The organism is Novosphingobium sp. BL-S-19 (genome assembly GCF_055521675.1).
This window is the reverse complement of the sequence record NZ_CM145497.1, coordinates 1,873,211-1,894,895: the sequence shown is the minus strand read 5'-3', so window position 1 is coordinate 1,894,895 and position 21,685 is coordinate 1,873,211. Positions and strand designations below refer to the sequence as shown.

23 protein-coding genes are annotated in these 21,685 nt (G+C 63.1%); 17 read left to right on the top strand and 6 right to left on the bottom strand.

What is annotated here, in order from left to right:
- Positions 1 to 141: 141 nt before the first annotated feature.
- Positions 142 to 2,211 (bottom strand): radical SAM protein, encoded by a 2,070-nt coding sequence (locus tag ACZ1JV_RS07995; protein WP_465139124.1) that lies wholly within the window; start codon positions 2,209 to 2,211, stop codon positions 142 to 144.
- Positions 2,212 to 2,242: 31 nt separating this feature from the next.
- Entirely contained in the window at positions 2,243 to 2,710 is a 468-nt protein-coding gene (locus ACZ1JV_RS07990) for a Nif11-like leader peptide family natural product precursor (RefSeq protein WP_465139125.1), read from the bottom strand.
- Between the two features lie 713 nt (positions 2,711 to 3,423).
- On the opposite strand from ACZ1JV_RS07990, the gene ACZ1JV_RS07985 reads away from it, so the two are divergent.
- The 4 genes from ACZ1JV_RS07985 (at position 3,424) to ACZ1JV_RS07970 (ending at position 7,304) form a co-directional block, all read left to right on the top strand.
- Positions 3,424 to 4,515, top strand: a complete 1,092-nt coding sequence (locus ACZ1JV_RS07985) for an ArdC family protein (RefSeq protein WP_465139126.1) — start codon at positions 3,424 to 3,426, stop codon at positions 4,513 to 4,515.
- A complete protein-coding gene (locus ACZ1JV_RS07980; protein WP_465139127.1) occupies positions 4,512 to 4,916 on the top strand; it encodes a DUF2958 domain-containing protein in 405 nt (134 codons plus the stop codon). The genes ACZ1JV_RS07985 and ACZ1JV_RS07980 overlap by 4 nt, the downstream gene beginning before the upstream one ends.
- 103 nt (positions 4,917 to 5,019) lie before the next feature.
- Positions 5,020 to 6,912: a ParB/RepB/Spo0J family partition protein gene (locus ACZ1JV_RS07975; RefSeq protein ID WP_465139128.1), complete on the top strand. Its 1,893-nt coding sequence runs from the start codon at positions 5,020 to 5,022 to the stop codon at positions 6,910 to 6,912.
- A 167-nt stretch (positions 6,913 to 7,079) separates the two neighbouring features.
- On the top strand, positions 7,080 to 7,304 hold the full coding sequence (locus tag ACZ1JV_RS07970; protein WP_465139129.1) for a hypothetical protein: 225 nt from the start codon (positions 7,080 to 7,082) through the stop codon (positions 7,302 to 7,304).
- Positions 7,305 to 7,376: 72 nt separating this feature from the next.
- Here the strand turns inward: ACZ1JV_RS07970 and ACZ1JV_RS07965 are convergent, their stop codons facing one another.
- The gene (locus tag ACZ1JV_RS07965; RefSeq protein WP_465139130.1) at positions 7,377 to 7,598 is read right to left on the bottom strand and encodes a hypothetical protein; all 222 of its coding nucleotides are present in this window, start codon (positions 7,596 to 7,598) and stop codon (positions 7,377 to 7,379) included.
- Between the two features lie 112 nt (positions 7,599 to 7,710).
- Positions 7,711 to 7,911 (bottom strand): hypothetical protein, encoded by a 201-nt coding sequence (locus ACZ1JV_RS07960; RefSeq protein WP_465139131.1) that lies wholly within the window; start codon positions 7,909 to 7,911, stop codon positions 7,711 to 7,713.
- Positions 7,912 to 8,454: 543 nt separating this feature from the next.
- Here ACZ1JV_RS07960 and ACZ1JV_RS07955 point away from each other — a divergent pair.
- The 4 genes from ACZ1JV_RS07955 (at position 8,455) to ACZ1JV_RS07940 (ending at position 11,083) form a co-directional block, all read left to right on the top strand.
- Positions 8,455 to 8,775 (top strand): DUF736 domain-containing protein, encoded by a 321-nt coding sequence (locus ACZ1JV_RS07955; RefSeq protein ID WP_465139132.1) that lies wholly within the window; start codon positions 8,455 to 8,457, stop codon positions 8,773 to 8,775.
- Between the two features lie 97 nt (positions 8,776 to 8,872).
- Positions 8,873 to 9,778 carry a HEPN domain-containing protein gene (locus ACZ1JV_RS07950; RefSeq protein WP_465139133.1) on the top strand — a complete coding sequence of 302 codons (906 nt, stop codon included), beginning with the start codon at positions 8,873 to 8,875 and terminating at the stop codon, positions 9,776 to 9,778.
- Between the two features lie 71 nt (positions 9,779 to 9,849).
- Entirely contained in the window at positions 9,850 to 10,749 is a 900-nt protein-coding gene (locus ACZ1JV_RS07945; RefSeq protein WP_465139134.1) for a nucleotidyltransferase and HEPN domain-containing protein, read from the top strand.
- Positions 10,661 to 11,083, top strand: coding sequence for a cold-shock protein (locus ACZ1JV_RS07940; protein WP_465149059.1), 423 nt, complete (start codon positions 10,661 to 10,663; stop codon positions 11,081 to 11,083). Before ACZ1JV_RS07945 ends, ACZ1JV_RS07940 begins: the two co-directional genes overlap by 89 nt.
- Here the strand turns inward: ACZ1JV_RS07940 and ACZ1JV_RS07935 are convergent.
- On the bottom strand, positions 11,055 to 11,450 hold the full coding sequence (locus ACZ1JV_RS07935) for a hypothetical protein (protein WP_465149058.1): 396 nt from the start codon (positions 11,448 to 11,450) through the stop codon (positions 11,055 to 11,057). The genes ACZ1JV_RS07940 and ACZ1JV_RS07935 overlap by 29 nt on opposite strands.
- A 342-nt stretch (positions 11,451 to 11,792) precedes the next feature.
- Between ACZ1JV_RS07935 and ACZ1JV_RS07930 the strand changes: the two genes are divergently transcribed.
- The 5 genes from ACZ1JV_RS07930 (at position 11,793) to rlxS (ending at position 16,047) form a co-directional block, all read left to right on the top strand.
- On the top strand, positions 11,793 to 12,023 hold the full coding sequence (locus ACZ1JV_RS07930; RefSeq protein ID WP_465139137.1) for a helix-turn-helix domain-containing protein: 231 nt from the start codon (positions 11,793 to 11,795) through the stop codon (positions 12,021 to 12,023).
- Between the two features lie 74 nt (positions 12,024 to 12,097).
- Positions 12,098 to 12,586 carry a S26 family signal peptidase gene (locus ACZ1JV_RS07925; RefSeq protein ID WP_465139138.1) on the top strand — a complete coding sequence of 163 codons (489 nt, stop codon included), beginning with the start codon at positions 12,098 to 12,100 and terminating at the stop codon, positions 12,584 to 12,586.
- Between the two features lie 5 nt (positions 12,587 to 12,591).
- The gene (locus ACZ1JV_RS07920; RefSeq protein ID WP_465139139.1) at positions 12,592 to 13,224 is read left to right on the top strand and encodes a lytic transglycosylase domain-containing protein; all 633 of its coding nucleotides are present in this window, start codon (positions 12,592 to 12,594) and stop codon (positions 13,222 to 13,224) included.
- A 233-nt stretch (positions 13,225 to 13,457) separates the two neighbouring features.
- Positions 13,458 to 13,820 carry a hypothetical protein gene (locus ACZ1JV_RS07915; RefSeq protein ID WP_465139140.1) on the top strand — a complete coding sequence of 121 codons (363 nt, stop codon included), beginning with the start codon at positions 13,458 to 13,460 and terminating at the stop codon, positions 13,818 to 13,820.
- 259 nt (positions 13,821 to 14,079) lie between these two features.
- Positions 14,080 to 16,047 (top strand): relaxase/mobilization nuclease RlxS, encoded by a 1,968-nt coding sequence (gene rlxS / locus ACZ1JV_RS07910; protein WP_465139141.1) that lies wholly within the window; start codon positions 14,080 to 14,082, stop codon positions 16,045 to 16,047.
- Between the two features lie 338 nt (positions 16,048 to 16,385).
- On the opposite strand, the gene ACZ1JV_RS07905 is transcribed toward rlxS, so the two are convergent.
- Positions 16,386 to 17,021, bottom strand: a complete 636-nt coding sequence (locus ACZ1JV_RS07905; protein WP_465149057.1) for an SOS response-associated peptidase — start codon at positions 17,019 to 17,021, stop codon at positions 16,386 to 16,388.
- A 314-nt stretch (positions 17,022 to 17,335) separates the two neighbouring features.
- Between ACZ1JV_RS07905 and ACZ1JV_RS07900 the strand changes: the two genes are divergently transcribed.
- The 4 genes from ACZ1JV_RS07900 to dinB all read left to right on the top strand — a co-directional run bounded on the left by ACZ1JV_RS07900 (position 17,336) and on the right by dinB (position 21,679).
- Entirely contained in the window at positions 17,336 to 18,097 is a 762-nt protein-coding gene (locus ACZ1JV_RS07900) for an ImuA family protein (protein WP_465139142.1), read from the top strand.
- A complete protein-coding gene (locus ACZ1JV_RS07895; protein WP_465139143.1) occupies positions 18,012 to 19,547 on the top strand; it encodes a Y-family DNA polymerase in 1,536 nt (511 codons plus the stop codon). The genes ACZ1JV_RS07900 and ACZ1JV_RS07895 overlap by 86 nt, the downstream gene beginning before the upstream one ends.
- Positions 19,548 to 19,715: 168 nt before the next feature.
- Positions 19,716 to 20,315 (top strand): hypothetical protein, encoded by a 600-nt coding sequence (locus ACZ1JV_RS07890; protein WP_465139144.1) that lies wholly within the window; start codon positions 19,716 to 19,718, stop codon positions 20,313 to 20,315.
- A 278-nt stretch (positions 20,316 to 20,593) separates the two neighbouring features.
- Positions 20,594 to 21,679 carry a DNA polymerase IV gene (dinB, locus tag ACZ1JV_RS07885; RefSeq protein WP_465139145.1) on the top strand — a complete coding sequence of 362 codons (1,086 nt, stop codon included), beginning with the start codon at positions 20,594 to 20,596 and terminating at the stop codon, positions 21,677 to 21,679.
- Positions 21,680 to 21,685 lie beyond the last annotated feature (6 nt).

Below are 21,685 nucleotides of genomic sequence, written 5' to 3'. Positions count from 1 at the left end.
TTGACGGTGGCCCGGGTTGGCGAGGGAGACGGCGCGTAGCCGGTTGTCCATGTCTGCTGCACGCGGGTGCGCGTGTCTGGCGGGCATCCGTGCCGCATTGGGGGATTATCGCCGCCGGGCCGTCCTGCGGCTGTTGGAGCCTCAGAGTGCGTCGGCCGGCACAACCTCCCGCCTTGCTTGCTGCGCCAGCTCCTGCGGCGCGAAGAAGCCGATCATGTGAAGGGCAAGATCGGGCGAGGTCATGCCGAGCGTGGTCGCATCGTGGATGAGGTTCTCGGTGGGAGCGATGTACGCTTCGCCTGGTTCGATTGTCAGGCGCACGACCGGATAGTTCGGGAAGGCGCGCAAGAACGCATGGCCCAGATCGCTGCCGTAGTAGGCTGTCCCTGCAAGCAACGTCCCGTGAAGGACGGCGTGCATGCGCGCCAGCGAGAGGTTCACGAACAGGAATCTTCGGGGGCTGTGCCCAAGATTGACGCAAATGCGGTTCTGCGCGCGTTCTCGCTCCGCCAGCGGCGATTCTGTCCAGGAATCGACATGCATGCCGACGTAGTGCTCGCCCTTTCGACCTCTGACGGCATCCTTGGTGACCGTTGTCTTGCCGGTTTCGGCACTGCCGAGGCGCACGACGCGCGGCTCGCCGCCATCAAGCGAGTGATGGGCGGCGATATGGGCGCTGAGCAGATCATACGCTGTGTGCCAGTCCGGATGCGCAGTGTGATCGCGGTAGTTCGCAAGGCTTTGCGAAGTCCCGAAATCGGCAAAGACCCGGCTGAGCGGAGCGACGACACATTCCGGGATTCTGACGATCGCGATATCGCGGCCGATCTGCCACTCGGCGTCCGGCTCTGCGAGAAGCAATTCGCTTTCGCGGGCGGTGGCGGGGCGGAACGGCAGGAGCGGTACGATCGCTTCGGCAATGTAGCAGGGTCCATCGCCGACTGCAGGCGTCCGGTCCGTCGTGCCTGCACTCAGCGCAAAGCGTGCCTGTGGGGAGAGCCTGCTTTCCGTATCGAGGCGGATCCGAACATCGCGCTGCAGCAGTAGCTGTTCCGGGCGAGCGTGGTGCGGCGCGATCGATGCGGGCAGGAGCGATGGCGGCTGGAGCCGCATTGCCGGTGCCGCCGGGTGCTCCTCCTGCAGGCGCCGCTCGATATATTCAAGCATCGGCCGATCGATGTTGCAGCCCAGCGGCGCACCGCGTCGCTGCTGTAGCGCGGCTTCCTCGGCCATCGGATATCCCGAACAGCTGCCGAGAAACCGGCATGACGTGCAGATCGAGTTCATGCGCGCTTCCGCAGTTTCGATGGCCCGGGCATGGCCTGACGAGCGCAGGATTTCATCCATGGGCTGGCGGAACACGTTGCCATGCGCAAATTCGCCCTCGTAGGCGTTGCCGTAGCTGTAGAGTTCGCCATTCGTGTCGACGAGAAAGACGCTTTCCCAATCTGCCTTGTCGTAGATCATCGGCGCGGCGCCCGGGGTATGGTGATGAACCACCTGGCGCATGTAGCCGGTGAGCGGTTCGATCAGCAGCTCTGATCCGAGCGTGCGAAGTTCCTCGAACGCCTCCTGGAGCGCGGTGACAATCTCTGCGGGACCGAGGTCGAATTCCTCGTGCTGATTCTCAAAAGCACCGTCGATCAGCCAGAGCAAACGCACCGAGCGCACGCCGAGCTGGTGATAGAAGCGCACGATCTTGCGGATATGCGGCGCATTGCGCGCCGAGAGCACGGTGATGCACCCGTAGTCGATACCGGCGGCCTGGAGGCGGTCCATGTTTGCGAGGACGCGGCGTGTCGAATCCTCCCCCCGCAGGTTCGTGCGCAATGCCCCGAACAGGTCGATTGACACGCCGACCCGGTCGAAGCGGCGCAGAAGTTCGATCCGGCTGTCGTCCAGCAGGGTAAGGTTGGTCTGGATCGTGTTGTGGACGCTGGTGGCCGATCCGAAGATCGCGCGCTGAGCATCGAATGTCGCCGCGAAATAGTCGGGTCCGTTGAGCAGCGGTTCTCCGCCATGCCATACGAAATCGATCGCGGTCGGAGCGGCGAAGCTCTCCCGCCAATCTGCAATATGGCGATACATGCGCTCGAGGTCCTCGGGCGCCATGCGCTCGCGGCTCGCAAGATGTTCGAATTCATAGCAGTACCGGCAGCGCAAGTTGCACAGCTTGCTGGCCTTCACCACGAATTCGACCCGGCGCTGCACTGGTCCTGCTGGAGGCACGGGCGGCGGCCTGCTAGAGGCTGTCGTAGAGATCCACCGCCGACGGGCGGCCTTCCTCCTCTATCCCGCTCTCGTTCCGGCCGCCCATTACCTGGACCCAGGAGGGCCCCGGAATGGTCATGCGAAACGGCGCCGCTTCCCTGAAAGGATCCCAGCCGGATTGCACTTCGATGCGCTTCCAGATGTCCGATTGCCGGAAATGTTCCCAGAAATCCCGGGCCATTACATGTTCGACGATCCGCTCGAGCTTGCCTGTGCCCGGCTGATCTTCGGCGAGGCCATTGCCGACCTTGTCGCCGTCGGCCAGAGGTACGCCAAGGGCCTTGCCGACATCTTCCGGGTCGACCTGATAGCCCCGCGCACGGGCGATCTGGGCAACGATCTCGGGAGAGGCGGCGGCGAGCGCGTGATGGAGCTGACCCTGGAGGGTCTTGTCGAGGAAGACTTCGCGGAAGAATCCGTAGGCCTGGTCGGTGCTCATGGCAGTTCCTTCGTTCCCGCGGCATCGCTTCATGCGGTGCCGGTTACGCGATCCGAGCCTTTAAATTGTTGTGAATATTCGTTGTTATAAAGATGAATGGCGATTCAGCTTTAGTCAACATTGCTGCGATGAAATGCAATATTCTGATTTCATGAAAAATAATCGGGTTATTCGTGAATCGGATCGGGTTTGTCGACCTGTTGCGTTTATAATCTCGGGCGCGATTTGCGTGAGGTTGTGGGTCGTGATTCCGTCTTGCCATTGAGGCGATGCCTGGCGCCTCGCGCCTGCCGGCGCGACCGCGCTCTATGCTGCGTGCGGGGCTGAACGCCCTTGATGGCCGCGCGCAAGGCACCGAGCCCTTACGGTCTCGGCCATTCGGTGAGGATCGCTGGCGCAGAAGACCGGTCCATCGAGATGGACCGGTGACGCGGACGCGCGCTTTCGCGCGCGGCGTCTTTTGTTGAGCCTCCCTCTCGGAGCGCGGGTGGGCTCGGCGCCCGTCTAGGCCCGCCGGCACCGCCTGCAAGCCGCACATGCGTGCGGCTCCTCCGACTTCGCTCCGGCCCTTGCCACCCCGATCCTGTTGGATCGGGGCCCCGGCTGCGCGTGCAGGCGCTGCCCTGCAGCGGGCCTTGCGGTCGCCCGTGCCGCCCACCCCCGCTCCGTCGGGGGAGGCCATGGTGGTTTGGGGCGGGGTATGGAGGTGAGACATGCGCAGCAATCGCAAGGCTCCGTCATGCGCGGGGTCGCAATCGGGAGGCGCGCTATCGAAGGGCGCGGGCTCGGGAGCTTCGGGATCACGGGACACGGGTCGGGGAACGGATCGGGCCTCGCTCTATGACGAGGTCACGGCCCGGATCATTGCCGAGCTGGAACAGGGCCGAGTGCCATGGGTGCAGCCTTGGAGCAGCGAGACCGCCAGCGGCCCGGTGGCAGGGCTTCCGATCAATGCCCTGACCCGTCGCGGATACTCAGGGATAAATGTTCTCATTCTTTGGGGCGCGGTCATTCCGGGCGGTTGGGCCTCGCAGGGCTGGCTGACTTTCCGGCAAGCGCTCAGCGCTGGCGGCAATGTGCGCAAGGGTGAGCAGGGCACATGCGTTGTCTACGCCGACCGCTTCACGCCCGAGGCCGAAAAGGACAAGGCGCGCGAGACGGGTGGGGATGCTCGTTCGGTTGCGTTCCTGAAAAGGTTCACGGTTTTCAATGTCGCGCAGTGCGAGGGCCTGCCGGATGATTTCATGGCCGGACCCGTAGCGCTGCCCGAGCGGGAAATCGTGCCCGTGGCCGAAGCCGCCATTGCCGCGAGCGGTGTCGATTTCCGGATCGGCGGGGACAAGGCCTTCTATGCGCCGGGTGCGGACTTCGTGCAGGTGCCGCCGCAGCCCGCGTTCCACGATCAGGTCAATTACTACCGGACGGCGCTGCACGAACTGACCCACGCGACCGGGCATGTCTCCCGGCTCGACCGGAACTTGACGAACGGCTTCGGAAGCAAGGACTACGCCCGCGAGGAACTGATCGCGGAAATGGGTTCGGCATTCCTGTGCGCCTCGCTCGGGATCGTGCCGACCGTCCGCCACGCCGATTACATCGGGGCATGGCTGGAAGTCCTGCGCGAGGACAACCGCGCGATCTTCCGCGCGGCCAGCATGGCAAGCAAAGCCGCCGACTGGCTGCTTTCCCGCTACGAGGCAAGCGTGCCGGGGAACGAGGAAGCCGGTCACCCAGACGCCCCCGATGACGGCCACGATGAGGGCCACGATCACGGCTGCGATGACGGGGGGAGGGCCGAGGCATGACCCTCCTTTCCCGCTCCATCCGCTCGATGCTCTCGGCCAATTTCGAGCATTGCATGCAAAACCCCAAGTTCGATCCGCTGCCGCTGGTCCGCCTGTTCAATCCTATGGGGCGTGCGGTCTGGCTGGTGACCGAAATCTATGCCGATGACGACACCCTCTTCGGGCTGGCGGACCTCGGTTTCGGCTGCCCTGAACTCGGCATTTCCTCGCTTCGTGAAATCGAGGCGATCCGTCTGCCGATGGGGCTCACCATCGAGCGGGATATGGGCTTTTGCACCCGGCACCGGCTCTCCGTCTGGACGGAGGCCGCGCGTCTCGCGGGATCGATCCCCGATGCCGCTTTGCTTCTTGACCGGCTCACCCGCGAGGACCCGTCCGCCATCAGGCTTCTGCCCCGTTGAGGGGCCGATGACGCAGGCGGTCGTTCACCGTCAAATCCTAAGCCGGTCCACCGTATCGCATCACCAACCGGTGGACCGGCACTCTCAAATAGGAGTGCTACCCATGAAACTCGAGTTCATCGCTCTGAGCAACCTTTCCGTCAGCAAGGCGAACATGCGCTATGCACGCAAGGCCCCCGATGTGTCGGATATCCTGCCGACCGTCAGGGCGCGCGGCGTGATCCAGCCGGTGATCGTTCGGCCCAATTGTGAACCGGGCCATTACGAAATCGTCGCGGGATGCCGCCGCTTCCACGCCGCGCAGATCGTTGCTGCGGAAAGGCTGGCCGCCTGCACCGAGGCGGGCGAGCCGGACCCCGAAGCGGCCTTGCTGCCTTGCGCGGTGCTGGACGATGCCGACGATGCCAGCGCTGTCGAGGCCTCGCTGATCGAGAACATCGCCCGGCTCGATCCCGACGAAGTCTCGCGCTGGGCCTGCTTCACCCGGCTGGTCAAGGAAGGACGATCCATCGAGGATATCGGCCTCATCTTCGGTCTGCCGAACCTCTCCGTGAAGCGCATTCTTGCCCTCGGCAATCTTCTGCCCCGCATCCGCGAGATGTACCGGGCCGAAGAGATCGACGCGGCGACCATCCGCCATCTCACCATGGCGTCGAAATCGCAGCAGAAGGCATGGCTGGCCCTTGCCGACGACCCCGACAGCTACGCGCCGCGCGGGTTTCAGCTGAAGTCGTTCCTGTTCGGCGGGCAGTCGGTTCCGACCGGCCATGCGCTCTTCGATGTCGAGACGAGCGGGCTCGCCACGGTTTCCGACCTCTTCGGAGAAGACGCATATTTTGCCGAGACGGACGCGTTCTGGGACCTCCAGAATGCCGCCATCGAGGCGAAGCGCACGGGCTTCATCGAGGCGGGCTGGGCTGATGCCGTCATCCTTCCTCCCGAAACCCATTTCCATTCGTGGGAGTATGACAAGACCCCGAAGCGCAAGGGCGGGCGCGTCTATCTGGACGTTCGCGGCAATGGCGAAGTCGTCATCCACGAAGGCTATCTTTCCGCGAAAGAAGCGGCGCGGCTCGCCAAGGCCGAGGCGGTAGAGGGTGGAGCGATGGCAAAGGCAGTCCGCCCCGAACTGACCTCGATCACCCAGACCTATATCGACCTGCACCGTCATGCCGCCGTTCGTGCCGAACTGCTGGGACGGCCCGGCATTGCCTTGCGGCTCATGGTCGCCCACGCCATTGCCGGGTCTGCGCTATGGCGGATCGTGGTCGAACCGCAGGTTTCCAAGAGCGATGCGGTGAAGGAAAGCGTCGAGAACTGCCGCGCCGAAGCGGTGTTCGATGCGCGGCGGCGCGAAGTTTTGGCGCAGCTGGCGTTGCCGGATGACGAACCCACGGTGATCGGCGGGACCGGCTATGGCATGCGGGGCGGGCTGCGCGCGCTTTGCGGCCTGTTCGCTCGATTGACCGAACTTGCCGATGCGCAGGTCATGGACGTGCTGGCGCTCGTCATGGGCGAGGCGCTGGAGGCCGGGAGCCCTTCGGTGGAAGCGGTGGGGCTCGCCATCGGTGTTCCCATGGCGGATTGGTGGGAGGCTGACGAAGCCTTCCTCGAGACGCTGCGCGACCGTGAGGTCCTGCTCGCTATGGTCGGTGAGGTGGCCGGAAAGCTGGTGGCCGAGGCCAATGCCAAGGAGAAGGCCAAGACCTTGCGCGCGATCATTCGCGATCATCTGGCGGGGAACGGCGGGCGCGAGAAGCGCGAAGGCTGGGTGCCGCGCTGGATGGCTTTTCCGCCATCCGCCTATACCGAGCGAGGCGGAGTCGGGACGGTCGAGGCGCACGCCCGCGCGGCCATGCAAGCCGACAGACAACCGGCGGAAGAGGAGGGCGGCGAGGCTTGGGGCGAAACCTATGATTCGCGCTCAACCGAAGGGGCGGGGCCCGAGGACCTCACGGAGGATGCCGGACCGCAAGGCGACCGGCTGGCGGCCTGAAAAATGATCGGAGGCGGAACAATCCGCCTCCGATCCAACTTGTTGCGGCGAGGGAAAATTCCGGCCTCGGACCCGCGCCCTGATAGGCGCGGGTCCGCGGCTGACACCAAAACTTCATTGCCGTGGTCCTATCCCGGTGGCACGCAATCGGTGACAGGAAAAACATCATGACTGCAATTCAGACCGACGCGCTTCACACCATCGAAAAGCTTGTTTCCCGGCTCTCTCCCGATCCGATCTGCGACGAATGCATCAACCAGATCCTCGGACTCTCGCCGCTTGATCACGCCGATCAGCTTGTGCGCGAACTGGCAGGGGCTAATGGGTTCGAACGCAACAAGGATGCCTGCAGCCTTTGCGGCGAAACCCGCCTCGTGACGCGCCGTCGCTGAACTGATCCCGGGCACCATCGAACCGACCGACGCACCAAAGGGCGGCCGTCGACAGTGACCGCCTGCGAAGGTTCAGGCCATCTGGCGGCGCTGCGAAAAGACAGGGACTTCGTTCTCGTTCGCTTCGCGCCGAATGGTGCAGAGCTTGGTTGCTCCTTCCCAAAGTTCAGCCGTCCTTCGATTCGCCTCGCGATGGGCAATGATAAGCGCGGCGGTGAGGTCCTCGGCCTTGAATTCGATGCGCCTGGCGAGACCCTCGCCATCGTCCGAAAAGTGCAGCGTGTAGATTTTCATGTCTCTCCTCCATCGTTCTTCCGGACGCTTGCGGACTGACAAACTGCAACAGCCGCTGAAGAGTTCCCGGCCGGCCAAGGCCGTTCGGCGCCGGGGCGCGACGACCGGCGGATCACGCCTTGAGTTCCCACACACCGCTACCGCTCTGCGTGAGCGTGCAGATCTTTCGCGCGCCGTCCCACAATTCGGCGGGGCGCTCGGGTGCTTCTTTCTGGGCAAACAGGAGGGCGGCGCCTGGGTCTGTCGCTTCGAACCGGATATCCTTGGCAGGGCCGTGGCGGTCTTTATGGAACTTGAGCGTGTAGATCGTCATAGCGTTCTCCATGCGCGGGCAATGCCCCGCTTCACTAAACGACCCGCGAATTCTCCAATCGACGGGCGCCGCGATCCATATCTGCTGCGATAAATCGACGCTCTTCTGCGGCAAGCTGCGAGCTCGAGTGGGGGCAGAAGGTTCAACCCGCGCTTCGGGAGTGTCGACGGGTGGACACGGGGTTGCCCTCTGATCGGCTCGGTTTCAGACAGAGCAAGGCAGGTTCCATCGAGGCGACGTCGGTGCCTTTTGCGTTTCCAACTGCGGCTTTGACAGCGTTCCCGTATTGGTCGCCAGGTCCATTCCGGGTTCGGGGCATTGACCTGGAACAGTCGCGGTCCCGCGCAAACCATCGCCGAACGGCTTCTTTCCCCGCCCGCCAAGGCGGGCTCCTCGCGGCCGCTGACGCTCCAAACAAGCCGCCGGTTCCGGTCCTTCGCTGACGCTGCGGCCTCACGGTTCGCGGGCGCCGCTGTGACTGTCCCTTTGGTCTGCCCATCGCCCGGGAATGGTTCTCGCGGCGACAGATCAAGGAGAATTATCATGCCCGCAATCGGATACGTCACGCGCGATGGGCGCAGCTTCAAGGGTCAGCTTCGCACACTCTCTATCCGCGCCGAGATCGAGATCGCGCCCAATACCCGCAAGACCGGCGACACCCAGCCGGATTTCAGGGTTACGTCTTCCGGCGTCGAGGTCGGTGCCGGATGGCTGCGCCGCAGCGAGGCCTCGGGCAACGACTACGTCTCGCTGACGCTGGCGGCACCGGAATTCGGACCCCGGCGGCTTTACGCGAACCTCGGTCGCGCTGCCGGCAAGGACGATGAAGACAGTTACGCGATCATCTGGAATCCCGCAGACTGACAGCCGGTCCCCGCGCCGAAAACGGCGCGGGGATTTCCTGTGCGTGCAGCAAAACGAGTGTTGTTCTTACCCCGAACTCGTCTAGAATCAGCCGATTATGAAGACGGATCTCGATCACCTTCCCGAAGAAAAGCGCCGGGACCTGAAGCGTGTGGTGGAGATCGTCTTTGCCGAATTCGAGGACGTTCTCGGTCTCGCGACGCAGGGCTGGAAGAAGCAGGGCCGGATCATGAAAGTGATCCTCTACGGCTCGCATGCGCGCGGCGATTGGGTCGCCGATCCTGTCGGGCGGTACTATTCCGATTACGATATCCTTGTCGTCGTGAACGACGAGCGCCTTGCGGATGAGGCCGAGTATTGGGGCAAGGCGAAGGACCACCTCAACCGCGCCTACGACATCATGAACCTGATCTCGGCGCCGGTTGGTCTGACCGTCCATTCGATGGCGGACGCGAACTTCCAGCTATCGCGCAGCCGACCGTTTTTCATCGACGTCGTGCGCGAGGGCATCGTGCTCTACGAGCTCGAAGCCCAGCAGTTCGAACTGCCCAAGCCGCTCGATAGCGCGGTGGCGCATATCGAAGCCGAGAACCACTTCAACCAGTGGTTCGAGAGCGCCAGCCGATTTCTTGCATTCGGAAAAATGGGGGTGAAGGAGGGCTGGAATAATCAGGCGGCGTTCCAACTCCACCAAGCCACCGAGAACTTCTACCACACCGTGCTGTTGGTCCTCAAACTCTACAGCCCCAAGTCGCACAACCTGAAGTATCTGCGCGGCCGGGCGGAAGACATCGCGCGCGACCTGATCCCCGTCTGGCCCCGCGATACCAAGTTCGGCAATCGCTGCTGGGAGCTGCTTTATCAGGCCTACGTGAAGGGCCGGTATTCGCCGCATTACGTCATCCGTGACGTCGAACTTGAGTGGTTGGTCGAGCGCATCGAACTGCTCGAAGTGGAAGTGAAAGCGATCTGCGAGAGGCATCTGGGCAAGCCGCTGGATTAAAGAGAAGTCCCGCTGGGGGTGTTTTCGATAATCGGCGTCTCTGGACCGGACTTTTCCAAATCCGGGGGACTATGAAGACCGATCTCGACCACTTGCCCGAACAGCATCAGCGCGACCTGGAACGGGTCGTGCAGATCATATTCTCGCAGTTCGAGGACGCCATTGCGCGCGCCACACAGCCGTGGAAGCGGCGGGGCCGGATCCTGAGCGTCATTCTCTACGGCGCCTATGCGCGCGCCGACTGGGAGGCACATCACCTGGACGGTCACGCGTGGGATTACGATATCCTGGTCATCGTCAACCACGAGCGTCTGGCGAACGAAGTCGCGAATTGGAACAAGGCGAAGGACGCGCTGGCGCGCGAATATTCGATGGCGAGGCGGATATCGGCGCTGCCAAATCTGGTTGTCCATTCTCTGGATGATTTCACCCGGCAACTTGGTCACGGACGCCCGTTTTTCGTGGACCTCCTGCGCAAGGGGATTGCGCTCTATCAGTGCGGCTCGACACAGTTCGAGATGCCGAAGAGGCTCCCCCGAGAGGAACTTCGCCAGCAGACACACCAGCTTTTCCATCAGTGGTTCGATAACGCCAGGATCTTCCTCGATACGGCGGATTTTGCACTGTCGCGGGGAGCGAACAGCCATGCTGCGTTCCAGCTTCATCAGGCCGCCGAGCAATCCTATCAGGCAGTTTTAGCGGTCAAGACCCTCCATTGCCCGGGGACGCATCACCTCAAGTTCCTTCGCAGCCGGGCCGAGGAGGTCGCGCGCGAACTGATCCCGATCTGGCCGCGCGAGGACAAGTTCGCCAGGCGGTGTTTCGAGCTTCTCCATCAGGCATACATCAAGGGGCGATATTCTCCCGAATTCTCTATCGGCGATGCCGAATTGGACTGGGCTTTCGAGCGGGTGCAGGAACTCCAGACTGCTGTTCAAGGCATCGCCGAGAAGCGGCTTTCCAACATCTGACGCCCAAAATCCGTCCCGGTTTGCGACACCCCCTCTATACGGGGGAACTGTGTTCACTTGTGCAATTTCTGATCTCGCCCGCACCGTGCACAACCTCAGTAACGTGGGGGCAGGGGCGATGCCGAGCGGGCGGATCAAGTTTTTCGATGCGAAAAAGGGCTATGGCTTCATAGCGCCCGATGACGGAGGACGCGATCTCTTCGTCCACGTGTCCGTAGTCATCGCTGCCGGAATATGGAGTCTCGAGGTCGGCCACGCCATCAAATATGACGTGCTCGTAGCCCGGAACGGCAAGGTCTCGGCGATCAACTTGCGCGGCATTTCACGCGGTTGAGCGTGTAGCTCGCAAACGCTTCCTCGCCCTTTTTCGGATCCTGCGAGACAATCTGCCATGTGAGCTTGTCGCCATTGAAACGCCAGCGATTGAGGAAGGCGCCGTCCTCATATTGATAGCTCATGTCGAAGCCGTCGGGCCTGCTCGAACCGGATCCCGTAGCGGTCATTGCGCCGCCGAAGCTGTCCGCCCAATAGCCGACCAGATCCGGCGCGCTTCCCGGCAGAACCATGGCCCCGCCGAGCACCAGATGCGCTGAATAGCGATCGGAGGGATCGGCAATGGTGTGGCTCTCGGCATCAACCGTCAGGATGGCGCCGAGCGCGACCGGTTTACTGACAAGCGCGATCGTCACCGGCTTTTTCATGACCTCCCCGGTGCCTTCCCAGCATCCTTGGAGATGCGAAATTGCAGTCGGAATTGCCGGCGGCGCAGGCTCGGCGGCATGGGCTGCCCCCGTGCCTGCCAACACTGCCAAGCCCGCAAAAACCGATAGTCCGCGCATAGATAACCCCCGTCGACAAGCCCGCGTGGCGGTGTGGCAAGTCCGGCGCTTCGGCGCAATTGCAAAGAGCGGTTCGTGGGCCAACCGACGCGGGGAGTCGAATTCGCCTATAGCCGAATCCGACTCTGCCCGGGCCATGGATTGTCCCTCATTTGAGTGTCCCCGAGGGCGACTGGGTGTCGCCCGATGCACGGAAGGGACACCATGGAAAACTCCGACGAGATCGATCGCGCCCGGGCTGCCAAGCGCGGATCGCCGTTTCTCAACACGCCCCAGGCGGCAGCCTATCTCGGCATCTCGATCCGCCTGCTCCTCAAGTTTCGGCGCAACGGCGGCGGCCCCATCTTCCGCCGCCATTGCCGCTTCATCCAGTACCATATTGACGATCTCAATGCCTGGAGCGAAGCGAACTCCGGCCGGGCGTTCCGCCTGTGAACGGGCCCGATATCCCCGGCGGCGATGTGTCGCCCTGGCAGTCCAAGGGCGACCGTTATCGGAAGGCGCGGACCATGACGTTCGGCATCGCCATAGTGGCGAGCCTGCTGAGTGCAACCTTGGCCTTTCCGCCTGCACCACGCCTCCTTTGGAATGCCAGTCCCAGCGCGCCGATGGGCCTCTACCTGGTATCGCCGGGAAGCGATCCCCTGCCGGGCGATATGGTGATTGCCCGCATGCCCCGGCCGTGGCGCGACCTTGCCGCCTCGCGCCGCTATCTTCCCTCGAACGTACCGCTGGTAAAGCGCGTCGTCGGCTATCCGGGGCGGGAAATCTGCGCGCTGGGAAACGAGATTTTCCTCGACGGCGTGCCACTGGTCGTTCGCAAGGCACACGATGGAAAAGGACGGCCCATGCCGCGGTGGGAAGGATGCCGGGTGCTCGCTCGCGGCGAGTATTTCCTCCTCATGACGGCCAGCCCGGATTCCTTCGACGGGCGGTATTTCGGGATAAGCCGCAGCTCGGACATCATCGGTCAGGCCTATCTGCTATGGGAGCGCTGAGAGCGATGATCGTCGCCGCGACGATCATCGCGGCAACCCCTGCCTGCGCCCAGGATCTGGAGCGCTGGCAGCCCCATATCGAAGAAGCCTCGTCCCGTTTCGGCGTGCCGTCGGCCTGGGTCAGGAAAGTGATCTGGGCCGAGAGCAGGGGGCGTACGCAGATCGGCGGCGCACCGATCCGCAGTCCCAAAGGCGCCATCGGGCTCATGCAGCTGATGCCGGGCACCTGGGCGGAGATGCGCACGCGCCTGTCGCTCGGCAACGACCCGGATAACCCGCGCGACAACATTCTCGCGGGGGCATATTACCTGAGACTGCTCTACGATCGCTTCGGATATCCGGGGCTGTTTGCGGCCTACAATGCCGGGCCGGCGCGCTATGAAAAGTATCTGTCCGGCATACCGCTGCCCGCCGAAACTGTGGCCTACCTTGCGGGGATAAGCGGCAGTGACACCTCCGTTTTGCCCCAAGCGCCGCCGCTCTTTGTGGGCACTTCGCAGTCTGCCCCAAGCCCTGTGGAGAACCCGGAGGACAAGTCGGGGCAAACGCGTGGGGAAGTGGTGGAAGGAGATGGGAAAAGTCCCGTCCGTCCTCCCGAACGCGATCCTCTGTTTGCCGTTCGCCACAACGCCCACTGAGAGGTCGTGCCCAGAGGAGAGGTAAGAATGCTCGTCTGAGATGGTGCAGTGTGACGGGCGCCGAACAGTCTATCAAGGCCCGCGGGTACCCCCCAATTTGCTTCGCAAATCGGTTCCCCCCACGTCCGCTTCGCGGCGCAGGACTAAAGCCCTGCGGCCCTGACAGACCGCCCGGCGCCCGTCTTCGAATGGTCGTTCTCAGTCACGGGAACGGTCACGCGAGGAGCTTCATCATGCAGATCGATCGCACCATTGCCGCAAACCATCACGATGTGTTCGCCAGCCTCGTTCACGGGCTCGAAATCGAGTTCGGCAAAGGCGCAGGACGCGCCCTGGCACAGCGCTTTATCGAAGCGGAGGAAAGCGATTTCCTCTGGGACGCACGTATCTCGGAGCGCTGGCTCGGGCGCTACGAAGGCCTTGGCGAGGACGATGCGGTCGATCTCGATCGGGTCGCCGTCCTGGGCCGCCTGGGCCGCCGCTGGTTCGCCGCCACGCTCATCATTGATGGAGAGGGCGATCCGGTCGGCCTCATTGCCCGGCGCGATTTTGCGAAGCGCGCAGCAGCTGAGAAAGCGAGTGCGCAGGCCCATTGAGCTCTGCGCAATCGATGGGGCAGTGCCGGACGGTGCTGCCCCATCGATTTGCCGGTGAATCATTGGCGTCTGGCAACTGGGTTGGATGGGAGGGGTCGGATTTGGTTGCGGGGAGGGGGGAGGCGGAAAAGTGGCGGACGACAAGATTGAAGGCGTGTCTCGTGACACGCTTAAGTTTCTGTCTGCACATCGTTTTTCTGCGAGACTGTAGGGTCGGTGACGAGACTGTAGCGAGACATGCCTTTTCGGGAGGCTTTGCATGGATTTCGACGACGATTTCGAGCCGCGCCTTGGGCGGCAGCGCGATGCGGTCGCAAGAAAGGGCGGCAGGAAAGCGATCAAATACGCGACCCGCGTTGCCGTCGCAGCGGGGCTGATCGGCACCGGGAAGAAGGGCGGCAAGTTCGTTGGTAGCCGTATCGGTCGGGGTGCGGCGCTCGGGCGCGCGCTTGCGGGGCGGGATCGACTGGGGGGATACCGGGCCCGCCGCGTTGTCGTGAAGACGAGGCTGGTGAAAGTTCGCAGCGGTAGCGCCAGCGCCCTCAAAGCCCACCTCCATTACATCCAGCGTGACGGCGTCACCAGGGAGGGCGAACAGGGAGTGCTTTATGGCCCCGACAACGACCGCATGGACGGCGCCGAATTCCTCACACGCTCGAAGGACGACCGGCACCAATTCCGGTTCATCGTCTCGGCCGAGGACGGCGACCAGTATGGGGACCTTAAGCCCTATATTCGCCGGCTCATGAACCAGGTCGAGGAGGACCTTGGAACCAGGCTGGAATGGGTTGCTGTCGATCACCACAACACCGGCCATCCACACACGCATATCGTGCTTCGTGGGATCGACGATCGAGGCAAGGACCTCGTCATTGCGCGCGATTATATTGCCCATGGTTTCCGTGAGCGCGCCGTTGATCTCATGTCGCTCGATCTCGGGCCGCGCGCAGGCCACGAAATCGAGGCGCGGCTGCGTCAGGAAATGGAGCAGGAGCGCTTCACTGGCTTGGACCGCCGGCTCATCGGACGGATGGATGCCGATCGGTGCGTCTCGCCGCATGATCGCGATCCGTTTTTCCAGGCACTGGAGACGGGACGCCTGCAGGCTTTGAAGCGCATGGATCTTGCCAGCGAACTGGGGGACGGGCGATGGCAGCTTGCCGATAGGCTCGATGAAACGCTTAGGGCTATGGGGGAGCGCGGCGACATCATCCGCCTGATGCAGCGCGAGGTCACGCGCGCCAGACTGGAGCGACAGGACCAGCGCATCTATGCGCCGGACATTGGGCCGCTTGTCGGCAGGGTCATTTGTCGCGGGCTGGCGGACGAGCATCACGATCGTCATTTCCTGCTGGTCGACGGCATCGATGGACGTTCGCACTACATCGACATTGGACCCTCGACGGCCGTTGAGCCGTTGCCACGCGATGCGGTGGTACGGGTGATCCCGCGAATAGCGGAGGTTCGGGATATCGATCGCAATGTTCTGGAGGTGTCGCAGGCGAACGAGGGGCGGTATTCGATCGCGCGGCATTTACGCTACGACTGCTCCGTCACCCAGGCTTTCGCCGAGACCCACGTGCGCAGGCTTGAAGCGATGCGACGAGCGCGCTCCGATGTTACCCGTGAGGCCGATGGAAGCTGGCGTATTTCGTCCGAACATCTCGAAGTCGCAGAACGCTTCGAGCAGCGAGATGTCGCTTCCCGGCCTGTTGCAGTCGAGGTCCTGGGCTCGGGCTCGGTGGAGCGAATGTCCGGCATGGAAGCGGCAACATGGCTGGATCGTGAACTCGCCTCGCCGTCAGGACTGGCAATACGCGATGCAGGGTTCGGACGCGAAGTGCGCACGGGCCTGGATCAGCGACGGCAGTGGCTGGTCGAGCAGGATCTGGCCGATGTTTCACCGAGCGGCGTCAGATTGCGGCAGCATACCCTGGCGTTGCTTCAGCGGCGCGAATTGCTCCGGATCGCCGAGCGCCTTTCCGGGGAGCTGGGGAAGGAGTTCTCGGAGGCCAAGACCGGCGACTGGATCGAAGGCAAGGTGAGCCGCAGGATAGATGGTATTTCGGGGCGCTTCGCGCTCATCGAGCGCAGCCACGAATTCACCCTGGTTCCATGGCGGCCCGTACTCGAGAAGCAGCTTGGGCAGCAGGCCGGCGGGATCATGCGCGAGGCCGGTATCAACTGGCAGTTTGGACGTGGACGTTCCGGGCCGGAAATTTCTTGATCGGGGCTTGTTGGCGGGCAACTTTTGCGGGCGTTGCTTATGCAAAGCGCCGCCAATCCGGATGCATCAGCGGTCGCGCTTGCTGACGGGCGTTCTACATGCCCTCCATGAAAAGCGAACGTACAGCACAACGCTATCGGCAGGCCGTGAATATTGCCGGAAACACGCAGGCCATCGAAAGGGCGGGGCAGGCCCTCATCAACGCGTTATGGGCGGAGGGTTTTCGCCCGACGTCCGAACGGCGGGACCGTTTCCATTGAAGACATATATCGAAGCTGGTCTCCTGGCGGCAGCGCTTGCGCTTCCCTGGTTGGTGCGTCTGATCGCCTGATTTTCGGCTACAGCGGCAAGGACAACTGCGGTGAGGGTGCCGGCGGCTTGTCCATTTGAGACTTGTCGGACCATGGCTCGTCGGATGGCTCACGCAGCAATTCCCGCTCCCATGGATTGCAAAGTCCGTGAGCGGCGGTTGGCGAGCCGTCGGTCCAGGTCTTCCAGTTTTCGCGGCGCAGGATCACTGGCATGCGGTCGTTGAGATCCAGCATGGATTCGTGCGCGGGAACCGTCATCATCGAGAAAACGTGCCCCCATTCGTCGCTACGCCGCCAGATGCCCGCGACTGCAAAAATCTCCTCGCCGGGTACCGAGAACCAGGTCCGGGTCATCTTTCCTTTTTTTCCTTCCGGTTCGGCCCAGGCGTTTAGTGGAACGAGGCAGCGACGCCGCGCAAAGCTCCCGCGCCAGAACCTCGATCCGATCTTGTCCGCACGCGCATTGTAGATGGGGTGAGGCTTCAGCATCTCGCCGGTCAATTTGCTTGGATCGGTACGCGGGAAGCCCCAGGCCATCGCCCGGACTTGGCTTTGGGAAATTACCAAGCCGGGGTCCGTCGGTGCCACCACCTCGAGATAATTGGCCCCGCTCGACGGCTCGGTGTCGAAAAGCGCGGCGATGGCGCTAGCAGGGGTGGTCAAGCGATAGAGGTTGCAGATGGGAGCATCCTTTCAAAACCATACTACGCCCGCAGGCAGGTACAACAAAGGGTGAGCAACGCTTCTGAGGGCGGGCGCAGGCTGATTCGCTCGCCCGCTAGCCGCCACTGCCCGCTCTGTCCGGCACGGGAAGCAGCGGGTATCGACGAGGCCCAAATTTGCTCAACCTTTTTATCTGAATTCCGGGCCCTTTCCTGCCCGCGCGTTGCGATGTTCAAGGCGCGGCGTTGACTCTTAGATGAAATGGAACAAAATAAGAACGAAATTTCCATCGCAGAGCCACAAGGAGGCCCTTCATGACGGAGCGAGGGTCACCATCTCGCATTGATACCCTGCGCGCCCGGATCGCCGAGATCGAAGGCGGGGACAGGCGCGCGCGCGAGGTATTGCCCTTCGGTCTTGAAGCGCTCGATGCCAAGCTACCCGGCGGAGGGCTTGCGCTGGGTTCACTGCATGAAGTGGCCGGCGGCGCCCAGGGCGTGACCGACGGCGCGGCGGCTGCACTGTTCGCTGCCGGGATCATGGCACGCGCCGAAGGCAAGATTCTCTGGTGCATGACCAAGGCCGATCTCTTCGCACCGGCCATCGCCCAGGCCGGGCTCGATCCCGACCGTGTCATCTATCTTGAAGCGCAGGATGAGACTTCGGTGCTGGCCTGCTTCGAGGAGGGACTGCGCCATGGCGGGCTCGGCGGTGTGGTTGCCGAGGTGTCACGGCTCTCGATGCCGGTATCTCGCCGCCTGCTGCTGGCTGCGGAAAACAGCGGCGCGATCGGGATCGCGCTGCGCCGTTGGCGTAGGCGCGAGGATGCGGCCGATTTCGGGCAGCCGACAGCGGCTGCGACGCGCTGGCGGGTGACGGCGGTCCCGTCCGAGGCCTTGCCGGTCCCCGGCGTCGGGCGGCCGCGATGGTTCGTCGAGCTCATCCGGTGCCGGGCTGGCGAGAGCGCCGATTTTCTTCTGGAATCCTGCGATGCGACAGGTCGTCTCGCTCTTCCTGCCGACCTGGCCGATCGACCGGCTGCGGCGCAGACTTGGGCGACAAGCACCGCCGCCTGACGCGCCGCTGGTCCTGGCAGGTGTGGAAGGGCGCCGCCGCGTGTTGACTGCGGTGAGCGCGCCGGCCCGCGCTCTCGGCCTCCACGTAGGCATGGCGGTAACCCAGGCGCAGGCGCTGGTGCCCGATTTGCTGCTTATGGATGCCGACCCTCAAGCTGATGAGAAGGCGCTGGAGCGTTTGGCGGTCTGGTCGCTGCGCAAATACTCGCCTCTCATTGCACTCGATCCGCCCGAAGGCTTGATGCTCGATGTGACCGGAGCAACCCATAGCCATGGCGGGGCCAGAGGGCTGCTCGCCGACATGCTGCGCCGGCTCGCCGAAGTCGAGACCGCCGCGCGCGCCGTCTGCGCGCCGACCTACGGGGCTGCGCATGCGCTTGCCCGCTTCGGCGGCGAGATGTTGTGCCCTGAAGGACTTGGCATTGTCGATCCGGCAGACCTTGTCGAAGCTGTCGCGCGGCTACCGCTTGCGGCCCTTCGATTGGAGGCCAAGACAATCGAGAACCTGGCCGCGCTGGGTATTGAGGTGATCGCGGAATTGGAGGCAATGCCGCGCGCCTCGCTCGCCTTGCGGTTCGGTTCCGATCCCGGCCGGCGGCTCGACCAGATCTTTGGGAGGCTGTCGGAACCTTTCGAACCGGTCGAGGCGCCGAAACAGATCGAAGTCGAGCGCCGCTTTGCCGAGCCGATCGGCGCCCCGGAGACGATCGCGCGCTACACCCGCAAGCTGGTCGATACGTTATGCGAATTGTTGGAGGAGGCAGGGCTCGGTGCGCGCCGGCTCGATCTTCGTTTCCACCGCGTCGATAATGCCGTCCAGGCCATCCGCGCCGGTCTTGCCAAGGCGAGCCGGGAGAAGAAGCAGCTAGCCCGGCTGCTCTGCGACAGAATCGAGACCGTCGACCCAGGCTTTGGTATCGAACGCATGGTGCTGGCTGCACCGGTGATCGAGCCGCTGGGTCTTCGGACCATGTCGAGCCTCGGCGACAAGCCCGTTCCCGATGTCTCGGCGCTCGTCGATATCCTCGGCAATCGGGTCGGCGAGGAGCGACTGTTCCGCGTCGCCGCGCGCGAGAGCCATATCCCCGAGCGCTCGGTCATGCGTATCGCACCGATGTCGGATCCGACGTTGCTCCGCTGGCCCGAGCGCTGGCCGCGCCCGGCACGCCTTTTCGCAAGGCCCGAGGCGATCGAGACGATGGCGCTTTTGCCCGACCATCCGCCGGTTCATTTCGTGTGGCGCGGCGTGCGTCGGCGTGTGAAGCGAGCCGACGGGCCCGAGCGCATTTATGGCGAATGGCATTTGAGCGAGGCGGAATGGCTAAGCGTGCGCGACTATTTCCTCGTCGAGGACGAGACAGGCGCACGCTACTGGGTCTTTCGGCAGGGCGACGGCATGGACGCCGCCACCGGCGGGCAGGACTGGTTCCTGCATGGAATCTTTGCCTGAAAAACGCGGGGGAAAGGCCGAAATCAAACGAATAATGCCCTGCAGTAAGCAATCCTCGATGGGGGGATTGCTTTGAGATAGCAGCAGTTTTTCGTTTTGTTTTAGGTCGTATGTTGTACCGCGTACGACAATCGGGCGCGGCGGATCAGGCGTTTTTTTGGGGGGAACATGCAAGCTAGGTGGTACAAGTGGGGTTCTCGTGTCGTACGTTTGCTGCAATTTGGCGCGGCGGGTGTTGCAGCGACGGTTCTCGTCAACTTCCAGCCCGACGTGGTTGTCGGCTTCGCGATCGATGGCCCGAACAGCCCCTGGCAGATCGACGAGCATATGGACTGCGAGGCCGAACCCGCCTCACTTAGCAGTAGGCATCCTGGAACAAGTGAATTCGAGGACATCCAGCGCATGGCGGGCGGAATCCCCATTCTTGCGCGGCTGTGTTTGAAATCGCGCGTATCAGATCAAGGCGAAATGCTGATCCCCGTCAGCGAGGAGGGGAGCGGGTGGACCGGCTGGCCCAAGGACAGCCCCGATGCCACGCGGTATGCCCAAGGAATGGCAGCCGGTTTCGATCCAACCTCCGACGTCGATCGACAGGCTGCCGTGATCGCAGAGAAGCAGTCGTATGATATTTGGCGGGAGCGGATTCTGGATACGCTCGGTGCCGCTTTAGCCGTTATAGCCGGACTCGAAGTGTTCTGGCGACTGGCGGCCTGGCTCGTAGATGGCGTTGCCGGCATTCCAAAACGAAAGCAATCCGAAGCCGCCTGATCCGTCTGTTCGCGGCCAGAATATTGAGGCAGCAAAGCGTGCAGGACGAAAAAAAGCCGGCCACGAGGGCCGGCTTGGAAAGTCTTTGGGAGAGGATGCCTGAAAGGCCCCCGGCATATGTGGGCGAACGATCTCTAGAGCAAATGCAAGGAGTGCAACCAGTGTTACCCAATCTGATTGCGCTTTATAAAATTGAGCGCAAGCGCGACGCTTGGATACGGCACTGCGCGAATATCCAGAATGTTCCCTAAATGTTCCATTCGTGCTAACCGCAAGGAATGGCCGAGTCTCCGCAGCGAAAGATCATCCACGTCGACATGGACGCCTTCTTCGCGTCGGTCGAACAGCGCGATGATCCTTCGCTGCAAGACAAGCCGGTTGCCGTCGGCTACCCGGCGGCGCGCGGCGTGGTGGCAGCGGCGAGCTACGAGGCGCGAAAGTTCGGTGTGCGTTCGGCGCTGCCTTCCGTCACCGCGAAGCGGCGTTGCCCTGACCTCATCTTCGTGCCGCCTCGTTTCGACGTTTACAAAGAGGTCTCGCGGCAAATTCATGCGATCTTCGCCGACTACACCGATCTCATTCAGCCGCTCTCGCTCGACGAGGCCTATCTCGATGTGACCGCCAACCGGCGGGCGATTGCCACCGCCTGGCTGACCGCCAAGGAAATTCGCGCACGGATTCTCGATGAGACCGGGCTCACGGCGTCCGCCGGCATTTCCTACAACAAGTTCCTGGCCAAGCTTGCGTCCGACCAGAAGAAGCCCAACGGCCAGTTCGCCGTGACGCCCGACACGGGCGCCGCTTGGGTAGAGAGCCTGCCGGTGAAGCGCTTCTATGGCGTAGGCCCGGTCACCGCGAGCAAGATGGAGGCGCTTGGCATCGAGACCGGCGCCGATCTGCGCGCCAAAACGCTCAGCTTCCTGCAGGAGCATTTCGGCAGCTCGGCGGAATGGTACTACCAGATTGCACGTGGCATTGACGAGCGACCGGTCAATCCGGACCGGGAACGCAAGTCGTCGGGCAGCGAGACGACCTTCGACCGCGATCTGGTCGCGGATGCGGAGATCGAGGCAGGCGTGCTGGGCCAGGCCGACGATGTGTGGACCTGGTGCGAACGGGCGCAATCCTTTGGACGGACGGTGACCGTGAAGGTCAAATACGCCGACTTTCAGCAGATCACGCGCAGCAAGACCTTTCCGATGGCCGTGCGCAGTCATGCGCAGCTGCGCGAAGCAAGCCTCGCACTCGTTCGCCAGGTGCTGCCGACCGAAAAGGGCGTACGCCTCGTTGGTGTGACGGTATCGGGCTTCGAGCAACAGGAAGCGGGCGCCGCGCTGCCCCTGTTTGCGGATGGGCTCGCCTGAGAAAGC

What these genes read in the sequence shown, in the direction of transcription:
- ACZ1JV_RS07950 (WP_465139133.1), top strand. Translation starts at nt 8,873, where the DNA reads ATGAAGACGGATCTCGATCACCTTCCCGAAGAAAAGCGCCGGGACCTG.
- ACZ1JV_RS07925 (WP_465139138.1), top strand. Translation starts at nt 12,098, where the DNA reads ATGACGTTCGGCATCGCCATAGTGGCGAGCCTGCTGAGTGCAACCTTG.
- ACZ1JV_RS07990 (WP_465139125.1), bottom strand. Translation starts at nt 2,710, where the DNA reads ATGAGCACCGACCAGGCCTACGGATTCTTCCGCGAAGTCTTCCTCGAC.
- ACZ1JV_RS07940 (WP_465149059.1), top strand. Translation starts at nt 10,661, where the DNA reads ATGCCGAATTGGACTGGGCTTTCGAGCGGGTGCAGGAACTCCAGACTG.
- ACZ1JV_RS07930 (WP_465139137.1), top strand. Translation starts at nt 11,793, where the DNA reads ATGGAAAACTCCGACGAGATCGATCGCGCCCGGGCTGCCAAGCGCGGA.
- ACZ1JV_RS07900 (WP_465139142.1), top strand. Translation starts at nt 17,336, where the DNA reads ATGACGGAGCGAGGGTCACCATCTCGCATTGATACCCTGCGCGCCCGG.
- ACZ1JV_RS07935 (WP_465149058.1), bottom strand. Translation starts at nt 11,450, where the DNA reads ATGAAAAAGCCGGTGACGATCGCGCTTGTCAGTAAACCGGTCGCGCTC.
- dinB (WP_465139145.1), top strand. Translation starts at nt 20,594, where the DNA reads ATGGCCGAGTCTCCGCAGCGAAAGATCATCCACGTCGACATGGACGCC.
- ACZ1JV_RS07915 (WP_465139140.1), top strand. Translation starts at nt 13,458, where the DNA reads ATGCAGATCGATCGCACCATTGCCGCAAACCATCACGATGTGTTCGCC.
- ACZ1JV_RS07955 (WP_465139132.1), top strand. Translation starts at nt 8,455, where the DNA reads ATGCCCGCAATCGGATACGTCACGCGCGATGGGCGCAGCTTCAAGGGT.
- ACZ1JV_RS07960 (WP_465139131.1), bottom strand. Translation starts at nt 7,911, where the DNA reads ATGACGATCTACACGCTCAAGTTCCATAAAGACCGCCACGGCCCTGCC.
- ACZ1JV_RS07890 (WP_465139144.1), top strand. Translation starts at nt 19,716, where the DNA reads ATGCAAGCTAGGTGGTACAAGTGGGGTTCTCGTGTCGTACGTTTGCTG.
- ACZ1JV_RS07895 (WP_465139143.1), top strand. Translation starts at nt 18,012, where the DNA reads ATGCGACAGGTCGTCTCGCTCTTCCTGCCGACCTGGCCGATCGACCGG.
- ACZ1JV_RS07920 (WP_465139139.1), top strand. Translation starts at nt 12,592, where the DNA reads ATGATCGTCGCCGCGACGATCATCGCGGCAACCCCTGCCTGCGCCCAG.
- ACZ1JV_RS07945 (WP_465139134.1), top strand. Translation starts at nt 9,850, where the DNA reads ATGAAGACCGATCTCGACCACTTGCCCGAACAGCATCAGCGCGACCTG.
- ACZ1JV_RS07985 (WP_465139126.1), top strand. Translation starts at nt 3,424, where the DNA reads ATGCGCAGCAATCGCAAGGCTCCGTCATGCGCGGGGTCGCAATCGGGA.
- ACZ1JV_RS07975 (WP_465139128.1), top strand. Translation starts at nt 5,020, where the DNA reads ATGAAACTCGAGTTCATCGCTCTGAGCAACCTTTCCGTCAGCAAGGCG.
- ACZ1JV_RS07980 (WP_465139127.1), top strand. Translation starts at nt 4,512, where the DNA reads ATGACCCTCCTTTCCCGCTCCATCCGCTCGATGCTCTCGGCCAATTTC.
- ACZ1JV_RS07965 (WP_465139130.1), bottom strand. Translation starts at nt 7,598, where the DNA reads ATGAAAATCTACACGCTGCACTTTTCGGACGATGGCGAGGGTCTCGCC.
- rlxS (WP_465139141.1), top strand. Translation starts at nt 14,080, where the DNA reads ATGGATTTCGACGACGATTTCGAGCCGCGCCTTGGGCGGCAGCGCGAT.
- ACZ1JV_RS07970 (WP_465139129.1), top strand. Translation starts at nt 7,080, where the DNA reads ATGACTGCAATTCAGACCGACGCGCTTCACACCATCGAAAAGCTTGTT.